Raw genomic sequence first — 19805 nt, forward strand, 5'->3', positions numbered from 1 at the left:
ACCGGCGCGTCAGCCGGATAACCGTGCACAGGTCCCGTTCATTTTCGGGTAGGCTGCTCCGCGGTGGAGTCGCCTAGTGGCCGAGGGCGCACGCCTCGAAAGCGTGTGATGGGGCAACCTATCCGTGGGTTCAAATCCCACCTCCACCGCCACTCAGAGGGCCTCCGAGCCGACCACCGGCGCGGAGGCCCTACTCGTAGACTCGCCACCGTGATCCGAGCCGTGGCCTTCGACATCGGTGAAACCCTGGTGTGTGATGACCGTCACTGGTCGTCCTGGGCCGACTGGCTCGGCGTCCCTCGGCACACTCTCTCCGCCCTCGTCGGCGCCATGGTGGCACAGGGTCGTGACAACGCCGAAGCCATACGGCTGCTGCGCCCTGGCATCGACCTGGCCGCCGAATACGAAGCCCGCGAAATTGCTGGTCGGGGCGAGCGCCTCGAGGAGAGCGACCTCTACCCAGATGTCCGACCGGCCCTCACCGCCCTACACGACCTCGGCCTGCGCGTCCTCGTCGCAGGGAACCAGACCGTCCGCGCCGCCCAACTGCTACGCGAACTGAACCTTCCCGCTGAAGCGATCGCCACCTCCGGTGAATGGCGTACCGCGAAGCCCGCCCCCGCGTTCTTCGCTCGCGTTGTCGAACTCTCCGGTGTCGCCCCTCACCAGATCGTGTATGTGGGCGACCATCCGGCAAACGACATCATCCCAGCGAAAGCCGCAGGCATGCACGCCGCACTCATACGCCGCGGCCCGTGGGGATATTTGTGGGCTGATGACCCCGTCGGCGCTGCCGCTGATTGGCGCATAGATTCGCTGGCAGAGCTTCCTGCACTACTCGAACAGCATCGGGGAGAGGCAGGATAGCGACACCAGAGACAGGCTGGTGAACATGACGCTACGCTCGAACGCAATGTCGTACGCATGATCAGCAGGAACTCGCGAACGCCGCGTAATCAGACCGATCCCGGTGCCAGGAGCGCATCGTAGATGTGATCGTCGAGGTCGGAGACGAAGGCTTCGGTACGCCAAGCCCGCAGCTCGCGGCGTACTTCAGCGATCCGGATGGATGGAACGCGTGCTTGTGTGGCCGCCGCGAGATCAACACAATCGTGGAGAAGCAGGGCGGCAGCTTCGGGAGCGCCGTTCCGCAGCCGGGCAAGCGCAAGGTCAGCGGTGATGACGGCCCGCTGCACGGCTTGCCGAGGGTGGGCGAGGGCGGCCAGGGAACGGGTCAACTGCGACTCGGCTTCGCGGCCGCGACCGAGATGGAGGTTGCACAGTCCCTCGAAGCCTTCCAGATAGCCGGGACCGAAACGACCCGCGGCGGGATCGGCGCCGGCGTGGCGGTCGACATCGGCCCAGGCGCGGTGCAGCGCGGTGAAGGCCTGCTTCTCCTGGTTGGCGCGAGCCGCCATCTCCGCCAAGAGCGCGTGCGCGCGAGCGCGCATGACGCGACTGTCACTGCGACGGGCATCGCGTACGGCGATGTCGACGATCTGACGGGCCGCAGGGACGCTCCTGGTGGAGTACAGGGTGACCAGGGCCTGGCTGGTACGGATGGCGGCGCGTTCCCAGGATGGGAGTTGGCCGGCGGCGTTGATGGCCTGCCTGTACATCCTGGCTGAGATGTCGAAGTCCCGGACCTCGAACGCGATCCGAGCGGCGATCATGAAGGCGTTCGCCGCGGTCCGGGACAATTGTGTGCCCACCGGCCCGGCCGGGTTCGACTCAAGCAGCAGACGACATGCCTCCACGGCGGGCGCGAGAGCCACTTGCAGCCGTGCGAAGGGCAGTCCTCCGATCTGCGCATCCAGATCGGCGACGAAGTCGGCCAACTGGGCGACCACTTCGTCGGACACTGTCGCGGGGGCCGTCAGCGCACGGGAGAGAGACTGTCTCAATCCGGGCGAAAGGAACGCCAGGAGATTATGCCCGCAGGTGGCAAGTCTGGTGATCTGCGCACGTAACGCCGTGATCCGATCCGCCGAGGCGCCGAGATCCGCGAAGACGGACATCAGCTCATCGAAGTCCGACCCACGTCCGACGGCGACATCATTGCCGCGCACCGCGAACGCGTAGGCGAGAAGGAGTTGGTAGCGCTCTCCCGGGGCGACCGGCTTGCCCTCGCACTCCCAGCGAGCGATCGTCCGCACCAGGCTTGCGACACTCGTCCGTGCCACGGCTTCGATGGCCAGGACTCGCGCCGCGTCGTTGATGGCCCGAGCCTCATCCGCCCATGACCAACCTCGGCGTTCCCGCAGCGCACGAAGCGTACGAGCGGCATTTCGCCTGACGGGTTCGGGCATGGCGATCCACCAGATTCATCCTATATGGGCTTAATGAGTCGAGCCTTGTCATTTAGAGCCGCATATTCGAGGGTGTACCAGGTTCCGCTTGATCTATCGGTTCCTCTGGGAAAACCGACAACGAGCTCACTTTTATCGACCATCCAACGGTTGCGCCGATGATATCCCTCGACCGACGGGTGCGAGGGGGAATTCAGTTCAATCAACCCGGCCAGCCGCCCTCGTTCCCGGCTCGCCATGACCGCCTCACGGGCATCCTCCGGCTGTGCCGCCAAAGTCCCAGGTACCACGACGTGGAGGACCGCCTCGGTTTCGGCGGCGAGCCACAGCAGCGCCAGCGAGTCGATGCCACGCGCACCCCCCAAGTAGAAGGTGACGCCGGGCAGGGCAAAGGGGCCGAGATATTCTGCGAAAATACGGTCATAATCCGATTTCGGACGATGCTCCGTCGATCTCGCCCCGGTGATCGTTATAGCAGTGGGCACGGCCGCACCTCATGTCATCGAATGTCATCTTCCTCAGCGGCAACCGCTGGCATCTACTTGCTGCCATGACTCAGGGTGGTCGCTTCGCCTGCCTTCCGGGCGGGCGTTCTCAAACCGGTTACCGGCACCGCCTCGCCTCTCGCGTTCGCCCCAATCGGCCGGCCGAGGGAAAGGTGGCCGCGTGATCGGCAGGATGCGCACATGGTGGCACGATCCACCCGCGCGCGGGCGACATCGCCAAGGCTTGCCGACGGTACGCGAAACGGACTGCCGGTGGCGATGGGACATGGCCGAGCGTGCGGCGGCGGCGCGGCTGGACCTCGTGGAGCGGGCCTGGACGGTGCTGTACGGCGTGGGCCGCCGTCGCTTCTACGCGTTCACGCAGTGGGTGACCGACGAGCCGCTGGTCGTGGAGGCGACCACCGTCGAGGGCCTGCGCGAGGTGATGCGCGAGGCCGAGACGTCCGCGTTGAGCGCGGCGTCGCCGTTGTGGGGGCGTGGGGTTCGGGAGTGGAGGGCGGCGTGAACGCGTACGACGGCGAGCTGGCGGAGTTGCACCGGCTTCAGGTCGACTACGGCCGGGAGTGGCGGATCTGGCGGTCGACGCCGAGTCCCAGAGGCAGGAGCGGTTGGTACGCCATCAGGCGGCGATACTCAAACCCGGACGTCGGGCGTGGGCTGTGGCACACGCTCGGCGCGGACACCGCCGAGGAACTGCGCGAGCAACTGGAAGCTCAGGTGCGGGCGGCCGAGGCCGCCGGGGCTCCCGGGGTCTCGCCTTCGATCGACCCGCTGCCGTACGACCTCATGCGGTGGGGCATCCCGGGGCAGGGGACGTCCACGATGCCGGAAGCCTTCGGGTGATCTTCGAGGGTCGCATCGCGCAAGGTCGCAATGTCCACGTGGCCTGGTCCTCAGGCGTTGGGCCTGCGGCGCGCGGGGCGAGCGAGGAGCTCAGGTGGGGCGCCCGAGCCCTCCCTCACGCCTTGCGGCGCGCTCCCGCTCGCACTCGACGCCCGCGCCGTGTCGCCAGGGTTCTCTCTCAGGCCTTGCGGCTGGAGCGCGCTCCGTCCAGGCCCCATGAGATGATCCTGGTCGGGGTGATCTTGATGATCTCCCTCGACATGGACGGCACGGGGGGTTCGTGGTCCGTCAGGGCCACGGCGGTGCCCCGGATCTCGATGCCCCGGACCGTCCAGGGATTGACGGAGGCCAGGTCGTCCACGACGAGCGCGGCCGCGCTGCCCTGCTGCACGTTCTTGAACTTCTTCGTCGTGCCCATGGCGTACCCGCCGATGGTGATGGTGCCGGACTCCGCGTCGACGAAGAATGCGACGGGATTGTTCTGCGGCTGGCCGTCCGGTGCCACCGTGGCCAGGCGGCCGAGGCGCTGGCCCTCCAGATAGTTCAGTTCTGCCTGCGTGAAAGTCATGGCGAACAGGGTGCAACCTCAACAGTGGTTGAGGTCAAGCCATGTCGTACGCGGTCATCGCGGGGCGGGAGCCGTACCGGTGGATCAGCGGCGTGCGGCGAAGAAGGCGGTGAGGGGGGCGGCGCAGGCGTCGGCGAGGACGCCCATGATGACCTCGGGGCGGTGGTTGAGGCGGCGGTCGCGTAGGACGTCCCACAGGGAGCCGGCGGCGCCGCCGCGCTCGTCCACGGCGCCGTAGACGACGCGGGCCACGCGGGACTGGACGGCGGCACCGGCGCACATGGTGCACGGTTCGAGGGTGACGACCAGGGTGCAGCCGTCCAGGCGCCAGGTGCCGAGTTTGGCGGCGGCGGCGCGCAGGGCGATGATCTCGGCGTGGCCGGTCGGGTCGCCGGAGGCTTCGCGGTCGTTGCCGGCGGCGGCGAGCGGACGGTTCGCCGGGTCGAGGACGACCGCGCCGACGGGGACCTCGCCGCGGGTCGCCGCCCGCTCGGCCTCGGCGAGCGCGAGCCGCATCGCCTCCTCGAAGCCGGGAGGCGGCGCGGGCGGCCGGCTCGGCGGAGGTGCGGGCGGCCGGGTCGCCGGAGGTGAGGGCTCACCGGGGGGGCGGTTCACCGGAGGCGGTCGAGTTCCTCGGCGAAGGAGAGGCGCTCGGCGATGACGCTGAGCGTGTCGCCGGGGAGGGCGCCCTCCTCCATGCTCAGCTCCAGCAGTTCCTCGGAGGAGACGCCGAGGTCGTCCAGCAGGTCGAAGTCGCCCGCGGGGCGCACGCCGAGGTCGTTGGACTCGGTGGACGGGGCGGCGCCGGCCAGTTCGGTGAACATCTCGCCGAACCGGTCACCCCCGATCTGCACGTCGGAGATGAAGGCGCGGGGCTCGGCGTCGCCCTCGATGCGGACGAGCGCGAACCATTCGTCCTCGACCTCGACGCAGAGCAGGGCGAGCTCGTCGCCGGACAAACCGAGCGACTCTTGGACGAGGTCGGTCACGTCGTCGGCGATCTCAGCGCTGGAGAGGTCGACTTCGACGCCCGACCAGCGGTCTCCGTCACGGGAGAAGGCTGCGGCGAACAGATTCGACGGTCCCGAGGGCATGGCAGGCTCCGGAGGAATGTCACCCGATGGCGGCGTCGACGGCACGTTCGTAAGGCTGGGAGAACCCGAGGCGGGCGGCGATGCTGGACAGCACTTCGTCGGGGAGCAGCTCGCGGTCTCCGGACAGCGCCAGCAGCTCCATCTCGTCCATCCCGAGATCCGCGAAGATCGACAGATCTCCGGCGGGCAGCACCATGCCCTTGTCCTCGTTGAGGATCGCGTCGAGCTCCTCCTCGTCGGGGACCGGGATCTCCAGGTGGTCGAGGACCTGTTCGGCCAGCGGCCAGTCCCAGGCCGCCGTGATGTCGGAGAGGAACACGCTCACTCGATCGCCAAACACGCGTAGCGCCACAAAGAACTCATCCCCAACGTCGACCAGGCCAATCGTGCCGCTCATGCTCGGCTGCTGGCGCAGCGCGTGGATGAGGCGGTCGAGGTTCGAGGTGAGCGCGAGGGGGAGCATGTCGGCCTCCCACTCGTCGTCCTCGCGGTAGACCACGATGGCGAAGTCGAGGGGCTCGGCATCCTCAAGGTCGTCGTCGCGATCGTCCTCGAGGTCGCCCCTGAGATCGTCGTCCTGTTGGCCAGCGTCCCGTCGGTCCATCATCGTCCACCCCACCGACGCCGTCGTCATGTCGTTCAATGCTTCCAGACTCCCTGCCCGCGCGTACGGCGCTCAGGCCAAATTGTGATCAAAACCGTGCGGTCGGTACGCCCTGTTTTGCCTGTTGTAGCGTTGCCTTCCATGAAGACCCTCGTCGTTGAGCACCCCTTGGTGGCGCACAAGCTGACGGCCTTGCGCGATGTACGCACCGACTCGCCGACGTTTCGGCGTCTGGCCGATGAGCTGGTGACCCTGCTCGCGTACGAGGCGACGCGCGACGTCCGGACCGTCGAGGTCACGGTGGAGACGCCGCTGGCGCCCGCGCACGGGCTGCACCTGGCCCGGCCGGCCCCGCTGGTAGTGCCGATCCTGCGCGCCGGGCTCGGCATGCTCGACGGCATGACCCGGCTGCTGCCCACCGCCGAGGTCGGCTTCCTCGGCATGATCCGCGACGAGGGCACGCTCAAGGCGCAGACGTACGCCACCCGCCTGCCGGAGGATTTGTCCGGCAGGCAGTGCTATGTGCTCGACCCGATGCTCGCCACCGGCGGCACCCTCGCCGCCGCGATCGAACTGCTGTTCGAGCGCGGCGCGACGGACGTGACCGCGATCTGCCTGCTCGCGGCGCCCGAAGGGCTGGCCCACCTGGACGAGGTGTTCGGCGATGACGCCAAGCCGGTGCGGGTGGTGACCGCCGCGCTGGACGAGCGGCTCAACGAGCACGGCTTCATCGTGCCGGGGCTCGGCGACGCCGGGGACCGCCTCTACGGCGTCGTCTGACGCCTCTGCGGCCGGGGTCGGCCGGTCCGTCCGTGCTCCGGACGCCTCGTGGACGCCTCGTGGACGCCTCGTGGACGCCTCGTGGACGCCTCGCCGCGTCTTCCCGTCCCGCCGGATGGGTGGCCGTGATCGATCACGAAGCGGGTGGAACGATCCTTTGGTAACGACCCCCATTATCGGTTACGGACGGCGATAATATGGGTACGTTGAGCGATGACACGGCGATCCGGTCGGCGGCGCGACTCTTGTGGGCACCCGTGCGATGACGCGGAACCGTCATAAAACGGTGCGAGCTACAAGATTGTCACCAAAGCGCCACCTCAGGCATCGGGGGACCACGGGGGAGCGGGATGAGCCAGATTCCGGCGGCCGAGCCGTACGAGCAACTCGCGGCCGCGCTGCGGGACGAGTTCGCCGCCGTGCACCCGCCGTCGACCGTCGCGCGCTGCGTGGACGCGGCTCGGTACGGCGCGCTGGAGGTGGTCGGCCACGCCCACCCCATGCTGGTCGAGCGCATCGCGCGCAAGCACCTACAGGTGCTGGCGATGGGCGCGACCGGGCGGGCGTGAGGCCCTAGCCGGGATCCGGCGGACGGCGGTCGCGCGGCGAGGCTCGCGGACGGCGCCGCCCGGCCCTGCCATGCCGGTCACGTACAACGATCCTCAACGGTCTGGTACGCGGCCGATCCGGGGCTCATACTGGGCGCTGTGTCGCGCTTTACCCAGGCTATGGCGAGGGTAATGTATACGGTGGGTGTCCAGGGCGAGAGGGGCGGCAGTGCAGGTCAAGAAGGTACTCCAGTACACGGGCATCGCTTTTGTGGCCTTCTACCTATTCACGAGACCAGGTGACGCGGCCAGTGCTGTCAGGGGCGCGTTGGACACCGTGATGGGTGCGGCCGATTCGCTGGCTCAATTCTTCACGGCGCTCACATGAGACTTGTCACCCACGGAGACTCAGCTCCGTCGTCGATCAGCCGATACCTCCTTCCCCACGAACACTCGGTCATCATGGTGCGCCGACACCCCGCGGTCCTGCTGCGACCGGTCGGGGAGATCTTCGGCGGGCTCATCCTTGCGGGCATTCTGAGCCGATGGCTCAGCGGCACCGGCAGCGGCCAGGCGATGCTCATCGTGTGGTGGGCCTGGCTCCTGCTGCTGGTCCGGTTCGTCTGGAAGGTCGCCGAGTGGTCGGTCGACTACTTTGTGGTAACCTCGCAGCGCATGTTGTCCACCACCGGGCTCATCACCCGGCAGGTCAACATGATGCCGCTGGGCAAGGTCACTGACATGCGCTTCGAGCGGTCCTTACTGGGCCGCTTACTGGGGTATGGGTCCTTCATCACGGAATCGGCCGGCCAAGATCAGGCGTTGCGGCAGGTCGATTACCTCCCCTACCCGGAGACTCTGTACCTCGAGGTGTGTCAGATGATTTTTCCCGGCAAAGGCGACGACGATTGACGGTCGTATGTCCGTAATTCTCAGTGTTCTGGCCTAGTTCGGCCACACGATTCTTAACTGAGGGTTACCCGATACGGCCTGTTCGTGCCATCATGGCGACACCATTGACCACTCCCCCGCCGTGAGAGATCAGATGCCGAGTCAGGGATCCATCGGTGACCGCGTCCGCGGTTTACGGCTGAGTAGACGGATGTCCCAGGCCCAACTGGCCGGGCCCGACCTCTCAGACAGTTACGTCTCGCTCATCGAATCCGGCAAGCGGACGCCGACCCCCGTGGTCGCGCGCCTGCTGGCAGAGCGGCTCGGCTGCACGACCGAGTTTCTGCTGCACGGAATCGAGCCGCGCCAGCGCATCGACACCGAGCTGGGGTTGCGCCACGCCGAGCTCGAACTTCACCACGGCGACCCCGCCGTGGCCGCCGACCGCTTTGGCGAGATCGTCAAGGCCGCCGACGAGGACAACGTCATGCTGGCCGCGCAGGCCCGGCTGGGCCGGGCCCGGGCCATGGAGCGGCAGGGCAAGGTGGGTCGTGCGGTGGAGGCGTACGAACGCCTGCGCAAGGAGGCCGCCGCCCACCCCGAGCGCCTGGCCGACCTGCCGCTCGCCGTGGCGCTGTGCCGCTGCTACCAGCGCGCCGGCGACCTGCTGCGGGCCAAGGACCTGGGGGCGCACGCGCTCGCCCAGGTCGAGAAGCTCGGGCTGGTGCACGGCGACGTCGCGGTCGATCTGGCGGCGATCCTGGCCGAGATCGAGACGGGCCTGCCCTACGTGGAGCGCGTGCTCGACGCCAACGGACTGCCGGACGCGGTGGATCGCACCAATGAGATCCAGTCGCTCTGGCAGGCGAGCATCGCGGCCTCGGAGGGCGAGGACTCCGCGCTCGCCGTGACGCTCGCCGACGACGCGCTCGCCGCCGGGCGTGCCGGGCGGCTCGCCGTGCGGACGGCTCAGGTCGCCATGCAGTGGGCGCGGATCATCACCGCCCGCCCGACGGTGGACGAGGAGTTCGCGCACGCCGCCGAGCTGGCCGGCAAGGCGTCCGACATCCTCGGCGTCTTCCCCGCTGAGCACGTCGAGCACGCCCGCAGCCTCACCGTGCTCGCGCACGTCAAGATGCGCGGCGGCGACCACGCGGCGGCCGACGAGCTGGCCACGCGAACGCTGGAGCGGCTCGGCGAGACGCAGGGCGTCATCGCGGCCTCGGCCCACCTCATCCACGCCCACGTGGCGTTGGCACGATCCGCGGGCGACGTCGTGCCCACGCTGATGAAGGCGCAGGAGCTGCTGCAGAACGGCCAGGCCGCCGGTCCCGACCGCGAGGCGGCCCGGGTCTGGCGCGAGCTCGGCGATCTGTGGGGCAAGGCCGGATCCCGGCACGAGCAGTTCAGCGCCTACCGCCGGGCGCTGGAGGCCGTCGGCATCCGGGCGAACATGCCCGGCTCCACCGCCGCCGCCGTACTCACACACTAGTCACGCACTAGGCGGGGCACGCTCGCCCGCCTGACGCGCCTGGATCGCCTTGGGGGAGGCGGCCGGGCCGCGGGGAGCGCCCGCCCGCGCGGGAGTGGCAGCCCTGTGGGCCGTACGGTCCACAGGGCTGAATGGTGTCTCTTCGTCCGCCCGGAATTTGCGGCAAAGACTCCGGAATAATTACGGTCGACCAGTCATTGGCTCGTAGGATGATTGTGCCGAACCCCGGAGGAGGCGGATTGTGAGTCTGCGCACGGCCCAGCGGGCCTCGCTCGTCGACCAGGTGATCGATCAGCTCAAGGAGCAGATCACCTCCGGCGCATGGCAGTTGCACGGGAAGATTCCCACCGAGACCGTGCTCGCCGAGCAACTGGGCGTCGGGCGGAACACGGTGCGCGAGGCCGTACGTGCGCTGACCCACGCCGGGCTGCTGGAGTGCCGTCAGGGCGACGGCACCTACGTCCGCGCCACGAGCGAACTGTCCGGAGCGATGCTGCGCCGACTCCGCGCCGCCGAGCACCTTGAGATCTTCGAGGTACGGCGCGCCCTGGAGGTGGAGGCCGCCCGCCTCGCCGCCAGCCGCCGCACCGAGGAGGACATCGAGGAGATCAAGGTCGCTCTCGCCAAGCGCGAGCAGGCGTGGGCCGACCGCGACGCCGCCGCCTTCGTCGAGACCGACCTCGCCTTCCACATGGCGGTCGTGGAGGCCACGCACAACCGCGTGCTCATCGACATCTACAACGACTTCTCCGCCGCGCTGCGCGCCAGCATCACCGCCGCCGGCGTACCGGTGGAGAAGACCTACATCTCCCACGACGGGATCTTCCGCGCCATCGCCGCCGGCGACGCCGCCGCGGCCGAGCGCGCCGGTCTGGAGTGCATGGAGCACATCCTGGCGTCCCTCACCGAGTCGACCGGCCTGAGCTAGCGTACGCCCGCCGGTCAGGCCAGCCGCAGGGACATCACCAGGTAGCGGAAGGACGGGTCGTCGGCGTCGTCGGTGATGAGCGCGGGGCGGGTGGGCGAGTCCATGCCGATGCGCACGCGCTCGCTCTCCAGGCCCGACAATCCGTCGAGCAGGAACTGCGGCTGGAAGGCGATCTGGATGTCGTCCCCGTCGAGCTCGGCGTCGATGACCTCGGCGCCGCGCCCGATGTCGCCGCCGCCCGCCTGGATGAGCACCTGGCCCTGGGTGAACGACAGCCGGACCGCCGTGTTGCGCTCGGCGACCAGGGCCACGCGCCTGATCGCGTCCACCAGCGGCGCGGTCTGCACGCTCGCGCGGATCGCCCAGTCGCCCGTGAGCCGGGAGCGGTAGTCGATGAACTGCTCGTCGAGCAGCCGCACCGTCGTGCGGCGGCCGACGCTCTCGAAGCCCGCCACCCCGTCGCCCAGCGAGATCGACACCTCGCCGGCGCGCAGCGTGCGCGCGACGTCCACCATCACCCGGGCGGACACCATCGCGGCGGCCGAGAAGTCCCCGGTCTCCGGGCGCCAGAGGAAGTCCCGGGCGGCGATGCGGTAGCGGTCGGTCGCCGCCATCGTCACGTTCGGCCCCTCGATGTCCATGCGGATGCCGGTGAGCATCGGCAGCGTGTCGTCGCGGCTCGCGGACGGCGCCACCTGGGCCACCGCGGAGGCGAAGACGCCGCCCCCGACCGCCCCGATCTTCGGCGGCATCTGTGGGAGCGCGGGAAAGTCCTCCACCGGCATCGTGTGCAGGCCGAACTCGGTGCTGCCGCAGGTCAGGACCGCCTCCGAGCCGTCGGCGACGATCTCCACGGGTCGGTCGGGCAGGCTCTTGGTGATCTCCGCGAGCACCCGCCCGGGAAGCAGCGCCCGGCCCGGCTCGTTCACCCCGGCCTCGATCGTCGCCCGGGCCGACACCTCGTAGTCGAACGCGGACATCGTCAGCTCCTCGCCGGTCGCGTCGAGCAGGATGCCGGCGAGCACCGGGATGGTTGGACGGCTGGGCAGGATCCGGGCGGTCCACGCCACCGCTTCGGCCAGCACATCACGGTTCACGTGAAACTTCATCCTGACCGCTCCCCTTTCGTCGTTCACGCCCGACTGTATGTACGGAAAGGTAGTCGTTCGTACCGACAAGAAACGGGTGAGCGACGGGATCGGCAGGGCCGGAGCGCCCCACGCGCGCGGGTCAGGCGGGTCAGGATCGGGCGGCGTTGAGATAGGCGAGTACGGCCAGCACCCGCCGGTTGTCGTCGTCGGAGGGGGCCAGGTCGAGCTTGGCGAAGATGTTCGCCGTGTGCTTGCCCACCGCGCTCTCGCTCAGATACAGCCGCTGCGAGATGGCCGCGTTCGAGCGCCCCTCGGCCATCAGCTCGAGCACCTCGCGCTCACGGGGCGTGAGCCGCGCCAGCGGCTCGTTGCGGGCGTTGCTCGCCAGCAGTTTGGCGATCACCTCGGGGTCCATGGCGGTGCCGCCGGCCGCGACCCGGCGTACCGCGTCCACGAACTGGTCGGCGTTGAACACCCGATCCTTGAGCAGGTAGCCGACCCCGCCGGCGCCGTCGGCGAGCAGCTCGCGGGCGTAGAGCTGCTCCACGTGCTGGGACAGCACCAGGATCGGCAGCCCCGGCACCCGCTTGCGGGCCTCCAGGGCCGCCTGCAGGCCCTCGTCGGTGAACGTGGGCGGCAGCCGTACGTCCACGATCGAGACGTCCGGCCGTTCCTCCGTGAGGGCCCTGAGCAGTTCGGGCCCCGACTCCACGGCGGCGGCGATCTCGAACCCGTGCGCGCGCAGCAGATGCACCAGACCGTCGCGGAGCAGGTAGAGATCCTCGGCGAGCACGACTCTCACACGACCACCCTAGTCAGCCACCCTAATCAGCGAACCGGACATCTCGGCGGGGCCGCCGGTCAGGAGTCGGGCGGCGCGGGCCGCTTGGACGACTCGTAGCACGCGCTCAGGTACAGGCCGGTGATGAGCATCACCAGGCCGATGTTGATGAAGAGGATGCACGCCGCCCACCCGAAGGGGTCCGGCAGGTGCAGGGCGAGGAACCAGCTCTTCTCGTCGATGCCGATGATCTTCAGGATGACCGCGACGACGCCCTGCGGGAACAGCGGGAGCCAGGCCAGGCCCAGGCACACGCCCATCAGCATGGTCTTCCCGCGCGACATGCTCGGCTTGACAGGCTCGGTGGCGGGCAGCACGTTCGGCAGCTCGATCGTGGCCACGGTCGGGCCGCCGACGGGGCTGTGGATCGCCAGCACCCCGTCGAAGGCGGCCAGGCGCCGCTCAAGACCGCGTAGGCCGCTGCCCCGCGAGGGATCCACGCCGCCGACGCCGTCGTCGGTGACGGTCACGCGCAGCGCCGTCCCGCGCCGGCTGATGTCGATGCTCACCTCGTGGGCGTCGGCGTGCCGGGCGGCGTTGGTGAGCAGCTCGCTGACCGCGAAGTAGACGGCCGACTCCACCGGGGGCTCGGGCCGATCGGGCAGGTCCACCTCGACGGCGACGCGCAGCGGGCTGTCCAGGGCGAGCGCGCGTACGGCGTCGCCGAGGCCACGCTCGGCCAGCACCGGCGGATGGATGCCGCGCACCAGCCGGCGCAGCTCCGCCAGGGCCTCCTGCGACGCCTCCCGGGTCCTGGCGAGCAGCGCCTTGGCGGCGGCCGGGTCGGTGTCGACGAGCTGCTCGGCCGCGCCCAGGGTCATGCCCATCGCGACGAGCCGGGCCTGCGCGCCGTCGTGCAGATCGCGCTCGATGCGGTGCAGTTCGGCGGTCTGCGCGTCGACGGTCTCGGTGCGGGTCCGGGCGAGGCGGGCCACCTGGCGGGTGAGCCTGGCCCGCATGGTGGCTCCGAGCAGCGCCCGGGTCCACAGGCCGTACAGGTTCGGCACGTACGGCGCGACCGCGACGGCGGCGGCCGCGACGAGCGGCGCGGCCACCAGGCCCAGCGGCGAGCCGAGGGTCGGCAGGTAGACGGCGAAGCCGAGCAGGATCCACGGCAGCACCGCGAGCAGGGCGCCGGTGATCGGGTAGACGAGCAGCCAGGCCATGTCACGCCAGGTGGCCTCGTCCTTCATGTACCAGTTGAGGCGGCCGTGCCACGCGGGGTAGCGCGGGGACCGGTAGCGGTTGCCGCCCACGTGGTACCAGCCGTCGCGCTGCCGTACCGGGGGCGGGGGCGGCGGGTTGTAGGGGTCCTCGATCTCGATGCCGGACCACTGCTGGGCGTGGCGGCGGGCCACGGCCGTCCAGCGGCGCGTCAGCCGTACCGCCGGGGGGAACAGGAAGACCAGGCCGAGGCCGAACGTGAGCAGCAGGCACAGCAGGACGATCACGATCAGCGGGATCTGCACGACGCCCAGGGCGAACATCATCAGGCCGCGGCCCATCACGTCGAGCACGACCAGGGCGAAGTCCGCCGACCGGCGCCACACGCCGCGCGCGGGCCCGGATCGGGATGCGCCGGGCACAACCTGGCCGGAGGTTCTGTCGGTAATGCCCTCAGTCATGTGTTCAGTCTGCGTCCGGCCCGCGCGGGTGTCACTGCGTCCAAGCACCGGGCGGGGTGGGGCTAGCCCCACCTCTGAACTGCGGCTCGGGCCAGCGCGCGGGACCGCCTGCGAAACCTACCGTGGCTGCCATGTCGATTATCGAGGTCAGCCATCTGAGTAAGCGCTACGGCGATCAGGTCGCGGTGGCGGACGTGTCGTTCTCTGTCGAGGAAGGCGAGATCTTCGGGATCGTCGGGCGCAACGGCGCGGGCAAGACCACCACCGTGGAATGTGTGGCCGGGCTGCGCGTGCCCGACGGAGGCGAGATCACCGTTGACGGGCTGCATCCGCAGCGGGACAGGGCCGAGGTCACCCGGCGGCTCGGGGTGCAGCTGCAGAGCGCCGCCCTGGCCGACAAGCTCAAGGTCGTGGAGGCGGTGCGGATGTTCACCTCCTTCTACGGCAACCGGGTCGACGCCGACCGGCTCATCAAGCTGGTCGGCCTGGACGGGAAACGCACCGCCGCCTTCGGCTCGCTCTCAGGAGGCCAGCGGCAGCGGCTGTCGATCGCGCTTGCGCTCGCCGGGGATCCGCGCGTCGCCATCCTGGACGAGCTCACCACCGGCCTGGACCCGCAGGCGCGCCGCGACACCTGGGAGCTGATCGAGGGGGTGCGTGACCGGGGCGTCACCATCGTGCTGGTCACCCACTTCATGGAAGAGGCCGAGCGGCTGTGCGACCGCATCGCGCTGATCGACGGCGGCCGGGTCGCCGCGCTCGACACCCCGGCCGGTCTGGTACGGCGGGCCGGCCTGGGCGAGCGCGTCAGCTTCCGCGCCTCCGCGCCCTTCGACGAGAACCTGCTGACGGCCCTGCCCAAGGTCGCGACGGTGACCACGAGCGGCGGGCGGACCACGGTGACCGGTGACGTCGACCTGGCCCAGGCCGTCATCGCGACCCTCGCCGGGCACGGCATCGAAATCACCGGGCTGCACGTGGAGAAGCCCTCGCTCGACGAGGCCTTCCTGGCCCTCACCGACGGCGACGCCGTCGCGGCCTGAGTCCCCAGGCTCGAGAAGCGGCGCGGATCTCCGCCGCGCCACGCCGAACATCCATTGATCGGCAGCCGGAATCCGGCCCGGCATGCCGCCCACCTCATCGGACAGGAGATGCGTTCAGATGAACGACACCCGCACGATCTCACCCTCGCCCTCGCCGCAGGCCGCCCCGGCGCGTGCCCGTCCGGGCCGTTCGCCGCTGGTCACGTTGACGCTCGTCGAGGCCCGGCTGCTGCTGCGCGACCCGGCCGCGCTGTTCTTCCCGCTGGTGCTGCCGACGGCGCTGCTGCTCATTCTGGGATCCACGATCCCCTACTTCCGCAAGCCGTCGGCCGAGCTCGGCGGGCTGCGGGTGATCGACGCGTACTTCCCGGCGTCGATGACCATGATGGCCGTCGCCGTGATCGCGCTCACCATCATGCCGGCGGCGCTGGCCGGATACCGCGAGAACGGCATGCTGCGGCGCATGTCCACCACGCCCGTCGGGCCCACCCGGCTGCTCGCCGCTCATATGATCGTCTGCCTGGGTCTGGTGATCTCCTCGATCGCCGTCATGGTCGTGTCCGGCCGGGTCGTGCTGGGCACGGCCATTCCCCGGCAGTTCCCCGGGTTCCTGCTGGCGTGCGTGCTGGGCACGGCGGCGTTCCTCGCCCTCGGGCTGCTGATCGCCGTGTTGGCGCCGAGCGGGAAGGCCGCCCCGGGCATCGGGTCGGTGGTGATGTTCCCCATGTTGTTCCTGGGCGGCGTGTGGATGCCCCGGCCGTCGATGCCCCACGCGCTGGGCGTGGCCAGCGACCTGTCGCCCGCCGGGGCCTTCGCCGAGGCGATGCGCCTGACCTGGGGTGGCTCGGGGCCCACGGTGGGGTCCCTGGTCGTCCTGGTGGCGTGGTTCGTCGTCGCCGGGGTGCTGGCCGTACGGATGTTCCGCTGGGAGTGACGGGCGGCGGCTCCCCGGCGACCCGGGCCGGCCCGTCGTACGGATTCCATGACCTGGGACGTAATCGCGCGGGGGCCGGCCCGGCGCGTAGCGTCGGGTCTGTGACCTCAGCGCAGCTCTACCAGCGCACGATCGGCGACCTGCTCAGGCAGTGGCGGGAGCGCCGCCGGATGAGCCAGCTCGACCTGGCCATCCAGGCCGAGGTCTCCACGCGGCACCTGAGCTTCGTGGAGACCGGCCGGGCCAAGCCGAGCCGGGAGATGATCCTGCATCTCGCCGACGAGCTGGAGGTGCCCTTGCGGGAACGCAACCACCTGCTGCTCGCCGCCGGGTACGCGCCCGTCTACACCGAGATGTCGCTGGACGCTCCGGAGATGGGCCCGGTCCGCAAGGCCGTCGCCCAGTTGCTCAAGGCGCACGAGCCGTACCCGGCCGCGGTGATCGATCGCCGGTGGAACCTCGTGGACGCCAACGCCAGCACCGCCCTGTTCACGGTCCTGGCCGCGCCCGAACTGCTTGAACCGCCGATCAACGTGCTGCGGCTCAGCCTGCACCCGGACGGCATGGCCCCACACGTGGCCAACCTCGGCGAGTGGCGGGCCCACCTGCTCTCCCGGCTCCGCCGCCAGATCAACCTCACCGCCGACGCCGACCTCGTCGCCCTCCACGACGAGCTGCGCGGCTACCCGTGCGACCAGCCCGAGCCGGAGGTCGAGCTGCCGGGCCCCGGCGACATCGCCGTGCCGCTGCGCGTCCGCGCCGACGGGCACTCCGGCGGCCACGAGCTGACCTTTCTCAGCACGGTGTCCACCTTCGGCACCCCGCTCGACATCACCGTCGCCGAGCTGAGCATCGAATCCTTCTTCCCCGCGGACGACGCCACCGCCGAATATTTGACCGATCGTTCTCGTAAGTTCTAGCCACGCCGCATGGCCACAAGAACCTCAGTGGGGGGCCATGTCGACGAAACGGCTGTAGTGCCCCTGGAAGGCGACCGTCACGGTCGCGGTCGGCCCGTTGCGGTGCTTGGCCACGATCAGGTCGGCCTCGCCCGCCCGGGGCGACTCCCGCTCGTACGCGTCCTCCCGGTGCAGCAGGATGACCACGTCCGCATCTTGTTCGATAGATCCGGATTCGCGTAGATCGCTGACTTGGGGGCGTTTGTCCGTTCGCTGCTCGGGACCTCGGTTGAGCTGGGAGATGGCGATCACGGGCACCTCCAGCTCCTTGGCGAGGAGCTTGAGGGCCCGGGAGATCTCCGAGACCTCCTGCTGGCGGCTCTCGGTCTTCTTCGGCGAGCTCATCAGTTGCAGGTAATCGACGATGACGAAGCGCAGGTCGTGACGCTGCTTGAGCCGCCGACACTTGGCCCGGATCTCCATCATCGACATGTTCGGCGAGTCGTCGATGAACAGCGGCGCCTCGGCGACCTCGCTCATCCGCCGCGCCAGCCGCGTCCAGTCCTCGTCGTTCATCATCCCCGACCGCATGGTGTGCAACGCCACCCGCGCCTCGGCCGACAGCAGTCGCATCGTGATCTCGTTCCGGGACATCTCCAGCGAGAACACCACGGTCGTCATGCCGTGCTTGATGGCCGCGGAGCGGGCGAAGTCCAGGCCGAGGGTGGAGTTGTGCGTGGGGATCCACGTCCGACCGGCGAGATACAGATGGTCGGCGTTGTCGACCTGAACACAGCGGACGGGAACGCTGGGAACCTCGCGGACATCCGTGATGTAGCGCAACCGCGTCGTCGGATGTTCACGAGTGCTCTGCCGGGCGAGCTTCTCGGACAGCCGGAAGACCTTGTCGGCAGGAGTGAAGGTGATGACGTGCCTGACGGAGCCGTCGGCCGACCGGACCTTGACCTGTTCGGTGGTCATGGTCGCCTGGTAGCCCAGGCTGAGGATCAGTTCCCGGGCGTCCTCGGCGAGCCGCTTGCCGGTCAGGGCGAGTCGGACCGTCCCGGAGTCGTTCACGTGGCCGTCCGCGTCCAGCAGCCCGGCCAGGAGCGCTCGACGCTGCGACTCGGAGGCGCGCAGGTACGCGAGCGGAATGTGCTTGTTGCCCAGTACGCCCATGCTCCGCAGGACTGCCTGGACCGTGCCGTGATGGTAGCGGCACTCCTGGCCCGGACGCGGCCCTGTGGACGACCGGCCGCAGTCGGGACAGGCCGGGACCGGCGCCGAGGCCGACGGGAAGGGCAAGCGGATCCCGTAGAGCAGGTCTCCCGGCAGCTTGGTTACATGCAAGCCCTCCGCCTCGATGTTGGAGACGATCTCCGGGTCGGCGGTGGTGAACCGAGCCTCGCCGGGGTGGCCGTTGGCAAGCCAGACTCCGAAGGCGTACGGCGGAAGCGGCAGCTCGCGATCGGGAAGATCGATCGGCTCGGCGACGGGCACCGCGTGGGTGAGGCACCCCCCAGCGGCGTCGCGGCGCACCGACTCCGCGATCTCCTTGGTGGTCTTCACCGACCCGAAGCTCCGCCTGCCGCGCTGCGGGTCATGGCCGGTGGCGGCCTGCCGGGCGGACCCGCGCGAGGCCCGGGTCTCGGTGAACCACTGGTGCTCGGCGTCCGCGACGATCACCGTGCCGTCGTTGAACTCGACCGCATAGCAGGGACGGCCGTGCATCACCTCCGTCGCGGCGACGACCCTGGTGGGTTTGCCGTCCGCGCCGATCAGGTGATCGCCGACGGCGACCTCGCCCATCGTCGTCCACCCGGTGGGCGTCGGGAGCGGGGTGTCGAGCGCGAGCGCCTTGCCGATGGCCGGACGCGCCGCGACGACGATCATCTGGCCGGGGTGGAGGCCGTTGGTGAGGGCGTCGAGGTCCTGGAAGCCGGTGGGAACGCCGACCATCTGGCCGGCGCGGCTGCCGATGGCCTCGATCTCGTCGAGCGCACCGGGCATGATCTCGGCGAGCGGAAGGTAGTCCTCCGAGGTGCGCCGCTCGGTGACCTTGTAGATCTCGGCCTGGGCGCGGTCGACGAGGTCGTCGACCTCCTCGCCGTTGCCGCCGTAGCCGTAGGAGACGATGCGCGTGCCGGCCTCGATGAGGCGGCGCAGGATCGCCTGTTCGCGCACGATCTTGGCGTAGTAGCCGGCGTTCGCTGCCGTCGGCACCACCGCGGTGAGGGTGTGCAGGTACGGCGCGCCGCCGATGCGGCCCACCTCGCCCCGGTTGGACAGCTCGTCGAACACGGTGACGATGTCCGCCGGCTCGCCTCGGCCGTACAGATCGAGAATGACGTCGTAGATGATCTGATGGGCCGGGCGGTAGAAGTCGTCGGCGCGAAGCACCTCGATCACATCGGCGATGGCGTCCTTGGACAGGAGCATGCCGCCGAGCACCGACTGTTCCGCCTCGATGTTGTTGGGTGGCGTGCGCTCGAACGATGCGTCGTAGATCGGAGGCTCCGCAATGCTCACCTCGACACCCCCTCCCCGAACCAGCCGCGCCCCCACATTTAGCGGACGGGTCTGACAGTTTCCCGAACCCTCCGGCCGACCGGCAACGCGGCCTGGGGACGACGCTGTGGATAACCTGTGCGCACCTGCCCCCAAGGTGTGGGCAGCCTGGGGATAAGCCTGTGGATAACAAGAAATCTTCATCCACAGAACCCGTCTGACCAGGGGAAACATAATCCACCGCCTGTGGAGGAAAGAAAGTTGGGCAACACGCCGACGTGACCCGCGCACGGGTCGCCCA

The 19805-nt window shown here is 69.5% G+C and carries 22 protein-coding genes and 1 tRNA gene; 13 read left to right on the top strand and 10 right to left on the bottom strand.

Features of this window, described 5'->3' with window-relative positions; all coding sequences use genetic code 11:
* Positions 1-62: 62 nt before the first annotated feature.
* Together AB0K60_RS24810 and AB0K60_RS24815 are read left to right on the top strand one after the other, a co-directional pair.
* Positions 63-152, top strand: a tRNA-Ser gene (locus AB0K60_RS24810).
* Positions 153-210: 58 nt separating this feature from the next.
* On the top strand, positions 211-867 hold the full coding sequence (locus tag AB0K60_RS24815; RefSeq protein ID WP_364059502.1) for an HAD family hydrolase: 657 nt from the start codon (positions 211-213) through the stop codon (positions 865-867).
* An 89-nt stretch (positions 868-956) separates the two neighbouring features.
* Here the strand turns inward: AB0K60_RS24815 and AB0K60_RS24820 are convergent, their stop codons facing one another.
* Together AB0K60_RS24820 and AB0K60_RS24825 are read right to left on the bottom strand one after the other, a co-directional pair.
* The gene (locus tag AB0K60_RS24820; protein WP_364059505.1) at positions 957-2309 is read right to left on the bottom strand and encodes a hypothetical protein; all 1353 of its coding nucleotides are present in this window, start codon (positions 2307-2309) and stop codon (positions 957-959) included.
* Between the two features lie 20 nt (positions 2310-2329).
* The gene (locus tag AB0K60_RS24825) at positions 2330-2794 is read right to left on the bottom strand and encodes a hypothetical protein (protein ID WP_364059508.1); all 465 of its coding nucleotides are present in this window, start codon (positions 2792-2794) and stop codon (positions 2330-2332) included.
* A 286-nt stretch (positions 2795-3080) separates the two neighbouring features.
* On the opposite strand from AB0K60_RS24825, the gene AB0K60_RS24830 reads away from it, so the two are divergent.
* Entirely contained in the window at positions 3081-3320 is a 240-nt protein-coding gene (locus tag AB0K60_RS24830; protein ID WP_364059511.1) for a hypothetical protein, read from the top strand.
* Positions 3317-3658: a hypothetical protein gene (locus AB0K60_RS24835; protein ID WP_364059514.1), complete on the top strand. Its 342-nt coding sequence runs from the start codon at positions 3317-3319 to the stop codon at positions 3656-3658. Before AB0K60_RS24830 ends, AB0K60_RS24835 begins: the two co-directional genes overlap by 4 nt.
* Before the next feature lie 178 nt (positions 3659-3836).
* On the opposite strand, the gene AB0K60_RS24840 is transcribed toward AB0K60_RS24835, so the two are convergent.
* The 4 genes from AB0K60_RS24840 to AB0K60_RS24855 form a co-directional block, all read right to left on the bottom strand.
* Entirely contained in the window at positions 3837-4226 is a 390-nt protein-coding gene (locus AB0K60_RS24840) for a PPOX class F420-dependent oxidoreductase (protein WP_364059517.1), read from the bottom strand.
* 84 nt (positions 4227-4310) lie between these two features.
* Positions 4311-4742: a tRNA adenosine(34) deaminase TadA gene (tadA, locus tag AB0K60_RS24845; RefSeq protein WP_364059758.1), complete on the bottom strand. Its 432-nt coding sequence runs from the start codon at positions 4740-4742 to the stop codon at positions 4311-4313.
* A 95-nt stretch (positions 4743-4837) separates the two neighbouring features.
* The gene (locus AB0K60_RS24850; RefSeq protein ID WP_364059520.1) at positions 4838-5320 is read right to left on the bottom strand and encodes a tRNA adenosine deaminase-associated protein; all 483 of its coding nucleotides are present in this window, start codon (positions 5318-5320) and stop codon (positions 4838-4840) included.
* Between the two features lie 19 nt (positions 5321-5339).
* Positions 5340-5954 carry a tRNA adenosine deaminase-associated protein gene (locus AB0K60_RS24855; protein WP_364059523.1) on the bottom strand — a complete coding sequence of 205 codons (615 nt, stop codon included), beginning with the start codon at positions 5952-5954 and terminating at the stop codon, positions 5340-5342.
* Positions 5955-6065: 111 nt separating this feature from the next.
* Here AB0K60_RS24855 and upp point away from each other — a divergent pair, with 111 nt between their 5' ends.
* From upp to AB0K60_RS24885, 6 genes are all read left to right on the top strand, one after another.
* Positions 6066-6704, top strand: coding sequence for a uracil phosphoribosyltransferase (upp, locus tag AB0K60_RS24860; RefSeq protein WP_364059526.1), 639 nt, complete (start codon positions 6066-6068; stop codon positions 6702-6704).
* 350 nt (positions 6705-7054) lie between these two features.
* The gene (locus tag AB0K60_RS24865) at positions 7055-7273 is read left to right on the top strand and encodes a hypothetical protein (RefSeq protein ID WP_364059529.1); all 219 of its coding nucleotides are present in this window, start codon (positions 7055-7057) and stop codon (positions 7271-7273) included.
* 208 nt (positions 7274-7481) lie between these two features.
* Positions 7482-7640 (top strand): hypothetical protein, encoded by a 159-nt coding sequence (locus AB0K60_RS24870; protein ID WP_364059532.1) that lies wholly within the window; start codon positions 7482-7484, stop codon positions 7638-7640.
* Entirely contained in the window at positions 7637-8164 is a 528-nt protein-coding gene (locus AB0K60_RS24875; protein WP_364059535.1) for a PH domain-containing protein, read from the top strand. The genes AB0K60_RS24870 and AB0K60_RS24875 overlap by 4 nt, the downstream gene beginning before the upstream one ends.
* Before the next feature lie 133 nt (positions 8165-8297).
* Positions 8298-9635 carry a helix-turn-helix transcriptional regulator gene (locus tag AB0K60_RS24880; RefSeq protein ID WP_364059538.1) on the top strand — a complete coding sequence of 446 codons (1338 nt, stop codon included), beginning with the start codon at positions 8298-8300 and terminating at the stop codon, positions 9633-9635.
* A 241-nt stretch (positions 9636-9876) separates the two neighbouring features.
* Complete coding sequence (locus AB0K60_RS24885; protein ID WP_364059541.1) at positions 9877-10563, top strand: FadR/GntR family transcriptional regulator; 687 nt, start codon at positions 9877-9879, stop codon at positions 10561-10563.
* 14 nt (positions 10564-10577) lie between these two features.
* On the opposite strand, the gene dnaN is transcribed toward AB0K60_RS24885, so the two are convergent.
* From dnaN to AB0K60_RS24900, 3 genes are all read right to left on the bottom strand, one after another.
* Positions 10578-11672: a DNA polymerase III subunit beta gene (gene dnaN / locus AB0K60_RS24890; RefSeq protein WP_364059544.1), complete on the bottom strand. Its 1095-nt coding sequence runs from the start codon at positions 11670-11672 to the stop codon at positions 10578-10580.
* A 130-nt stretch (positions 11673-11802) separates the two neighbouring features.
* Complete coding sequence (locus AB0K60_RS24895) at positions 11803-12456, bottom strand: response regulator transcription factor (protein WP_364059547.1); 654 nt, start codon at positions 12454-12456, stop codon at positions 11803-11805.
* Between the two features lie 59 nt (positions 12457-12515).
* On the bottom strand, positions 12516-14120 hold the full coding sequence (locus AB0K60_RS24900) for a histidine kinase (protein ID WP_364059550.1): 1605 nt from the start codon (positions 14118-14120) through the stop codon (positions 12516-12518).
* A 131-nt stretch (positions 14121-14251) separates the two neighbouring features.
* On the opposite strand from AB0K60_RS24900, the gene AB0K60_RS24905 reads away from it, so the two are divergent.
* The 3 genes from AB0K60_RS24905 to AB0K60_RS24915 all read left to right on the top strand — a co-directional run bounded on the left by AB0K60_RS24905 (position 14252) and on the right by AB0K60_RS24915 (position 17017).
* Complete coding sequence (locus AB0K60_RS24905; protein ID WP_364059553.1) at positions 14252-15163, top strand: ABC transporter ATP-binding protein; 912 nt, start codon at positions 14252-14254, stop codon at positions 15161-15163.
* Between the two features lie 118 nt (positions 15164-15281).
* Positions 15282-16097, top strand: a complete 816-nt coding sequence (locus AB0K60_RS24910; RefSeq protein ID WP_364059556.1) for an ABC transporter permease — start codon at positions 15282-15284, stop codon at positions 16095-16097.
* Between the two features lie 101 nt (positions 16098-16198).
* Entirely contained in the window at positions 16199-17017 is an 819-nt protein-coding gene (locus AB0K60_RS24915; protein WP_364059559.1) for a helix-turn-helix transcriptional regulator, read from the top strand.
* 24 nt (positions 17018-17041) lie between these two features.
* Here the strand turns inward: AB0K60_RS24915 and dnaB are convergent, their stop codons facing one another.
* The gene (gene dnaB, locus AB0K60_RS24920; protein ID WP_364059562.1) at positions 17042-19525 is read right to left on the bottom strand and encodes a replicative DNA helicase; all 2484 of its coding nucleotides are present in this window, start codon (positions 19523-19525) and stop codon (positions 17042-17044) included.
* Positions 19526-19805: the final 280 nt, after the last annotated feature.

The organism is Thermopolyspora sp. NPDC052614, assembly GCF_040678635.1.
In the GTDB taxonomy this organism is placed as follows: Bacteria; Actinomycetota; Actinomycetes; order Streptosporangiales; family Streptosporangiaceae; genus Thermopolyspora.

Bases quoted from the DNA above. Each gene is read 5' to 3' on its own strand.
- AB0K60_RS24855 (WP_364059523.1), bottom strand. From the start codon at position 5,954: ATGACGACGGCGTCGGTGGGGTGGACGATGATGGACCGACGGGACGCT.
- AB0K60_RS24830 (WP_364059511.1), top strand. From the start codon at position 3,081: ATGGCCGAGCGTGCGGCGGCGGCGCGGCTGGACCTCGTGGAGCGGGCC.
- dnaN (WP_364059544.1), bottom strand. From the start codon at position 11,672: ATGAAGTTTCACGTGAACCGTGATGTGCTGGCCGAAGCGGTGGCGTGG.
- AB0K60_RS24865 (WP_364059529.1), top strand. From the start codon at position 7,055: ATGAGCCAGATTCCGGCGGCCGAGCCGTACGAGCAACTCGCGGCCGCG.
- tadA (WP_364059758.1), bottom strand. From the start codon at position 4,742: ATGCGGCTCGCGCTCGCCGAGGCCGAGCGGGCGGCGACCCGCGGCGAG.
- AB0K60_RS24875 (WP_364059535.1), top strand. From the start codon at position 7,637: ATGAGACTTGTCACCCACGGAGACTCAGCTCCGTCGTCGATCAGCCGA.
- AB0K60_RS24880 (WP_364059538.1), top strand. From the start codon at position 8,298: ATGCCGAGTCAGGGATCCATCGGTGACCGCGTCCGCGGTTTACGGCTG.
- AB0K60_RS24900 (WP_364059550.1), bottom strand. From the start codon at position 14,120: ATGACTGAGGGCATTACCGACAGAACCTCCGGCCAGGTTGTGCCCGGC.
- AB0K60_RS24840 (WP_364059517.1), bottom strand. From the start codon at position 4,226: ATGACTTTCACGCAGGCAGAACTGAACTATCTGGAGGGCCAGCGCCTC.
- AB0K60_RS24850 (WP_364059520.1), bottom strand. From the start codon at position 5,320: ATGCCCTCGGGACCGTCGAATCTGTTCGCCGCAGCCTTCTCCCGTGAC.
- AB0K60_RS24905 (WP_364059553.1), top strand. From the start codon at position 14,252: ATGTCGATTATCGAGGTCAGCCATCTGAGTAAGCGCTACGGCGATCAG.
- AB0K60_RS24820 (WP_364059505.1), bottom strand. From the start codon at position 2,309: ATGCCCGAACCCGTCAGGCGAAATGCCGCTCGTACGCTTCGTGCGCTG.
- upp (WP_364059526.1), top strand. From the start codon at position 6,066: ATGAAGACCCTCGTCGTTGAGCACCCCTTGGTGGCGCACAAGCTGACG.
- AB0K60_RS24910 (WP_364059556.1), top strand. From the start codon at position 15,282: ATGAACGACACCCGCACGATCTCACCCTCGCCCTCGCCGCAGGCCGCC.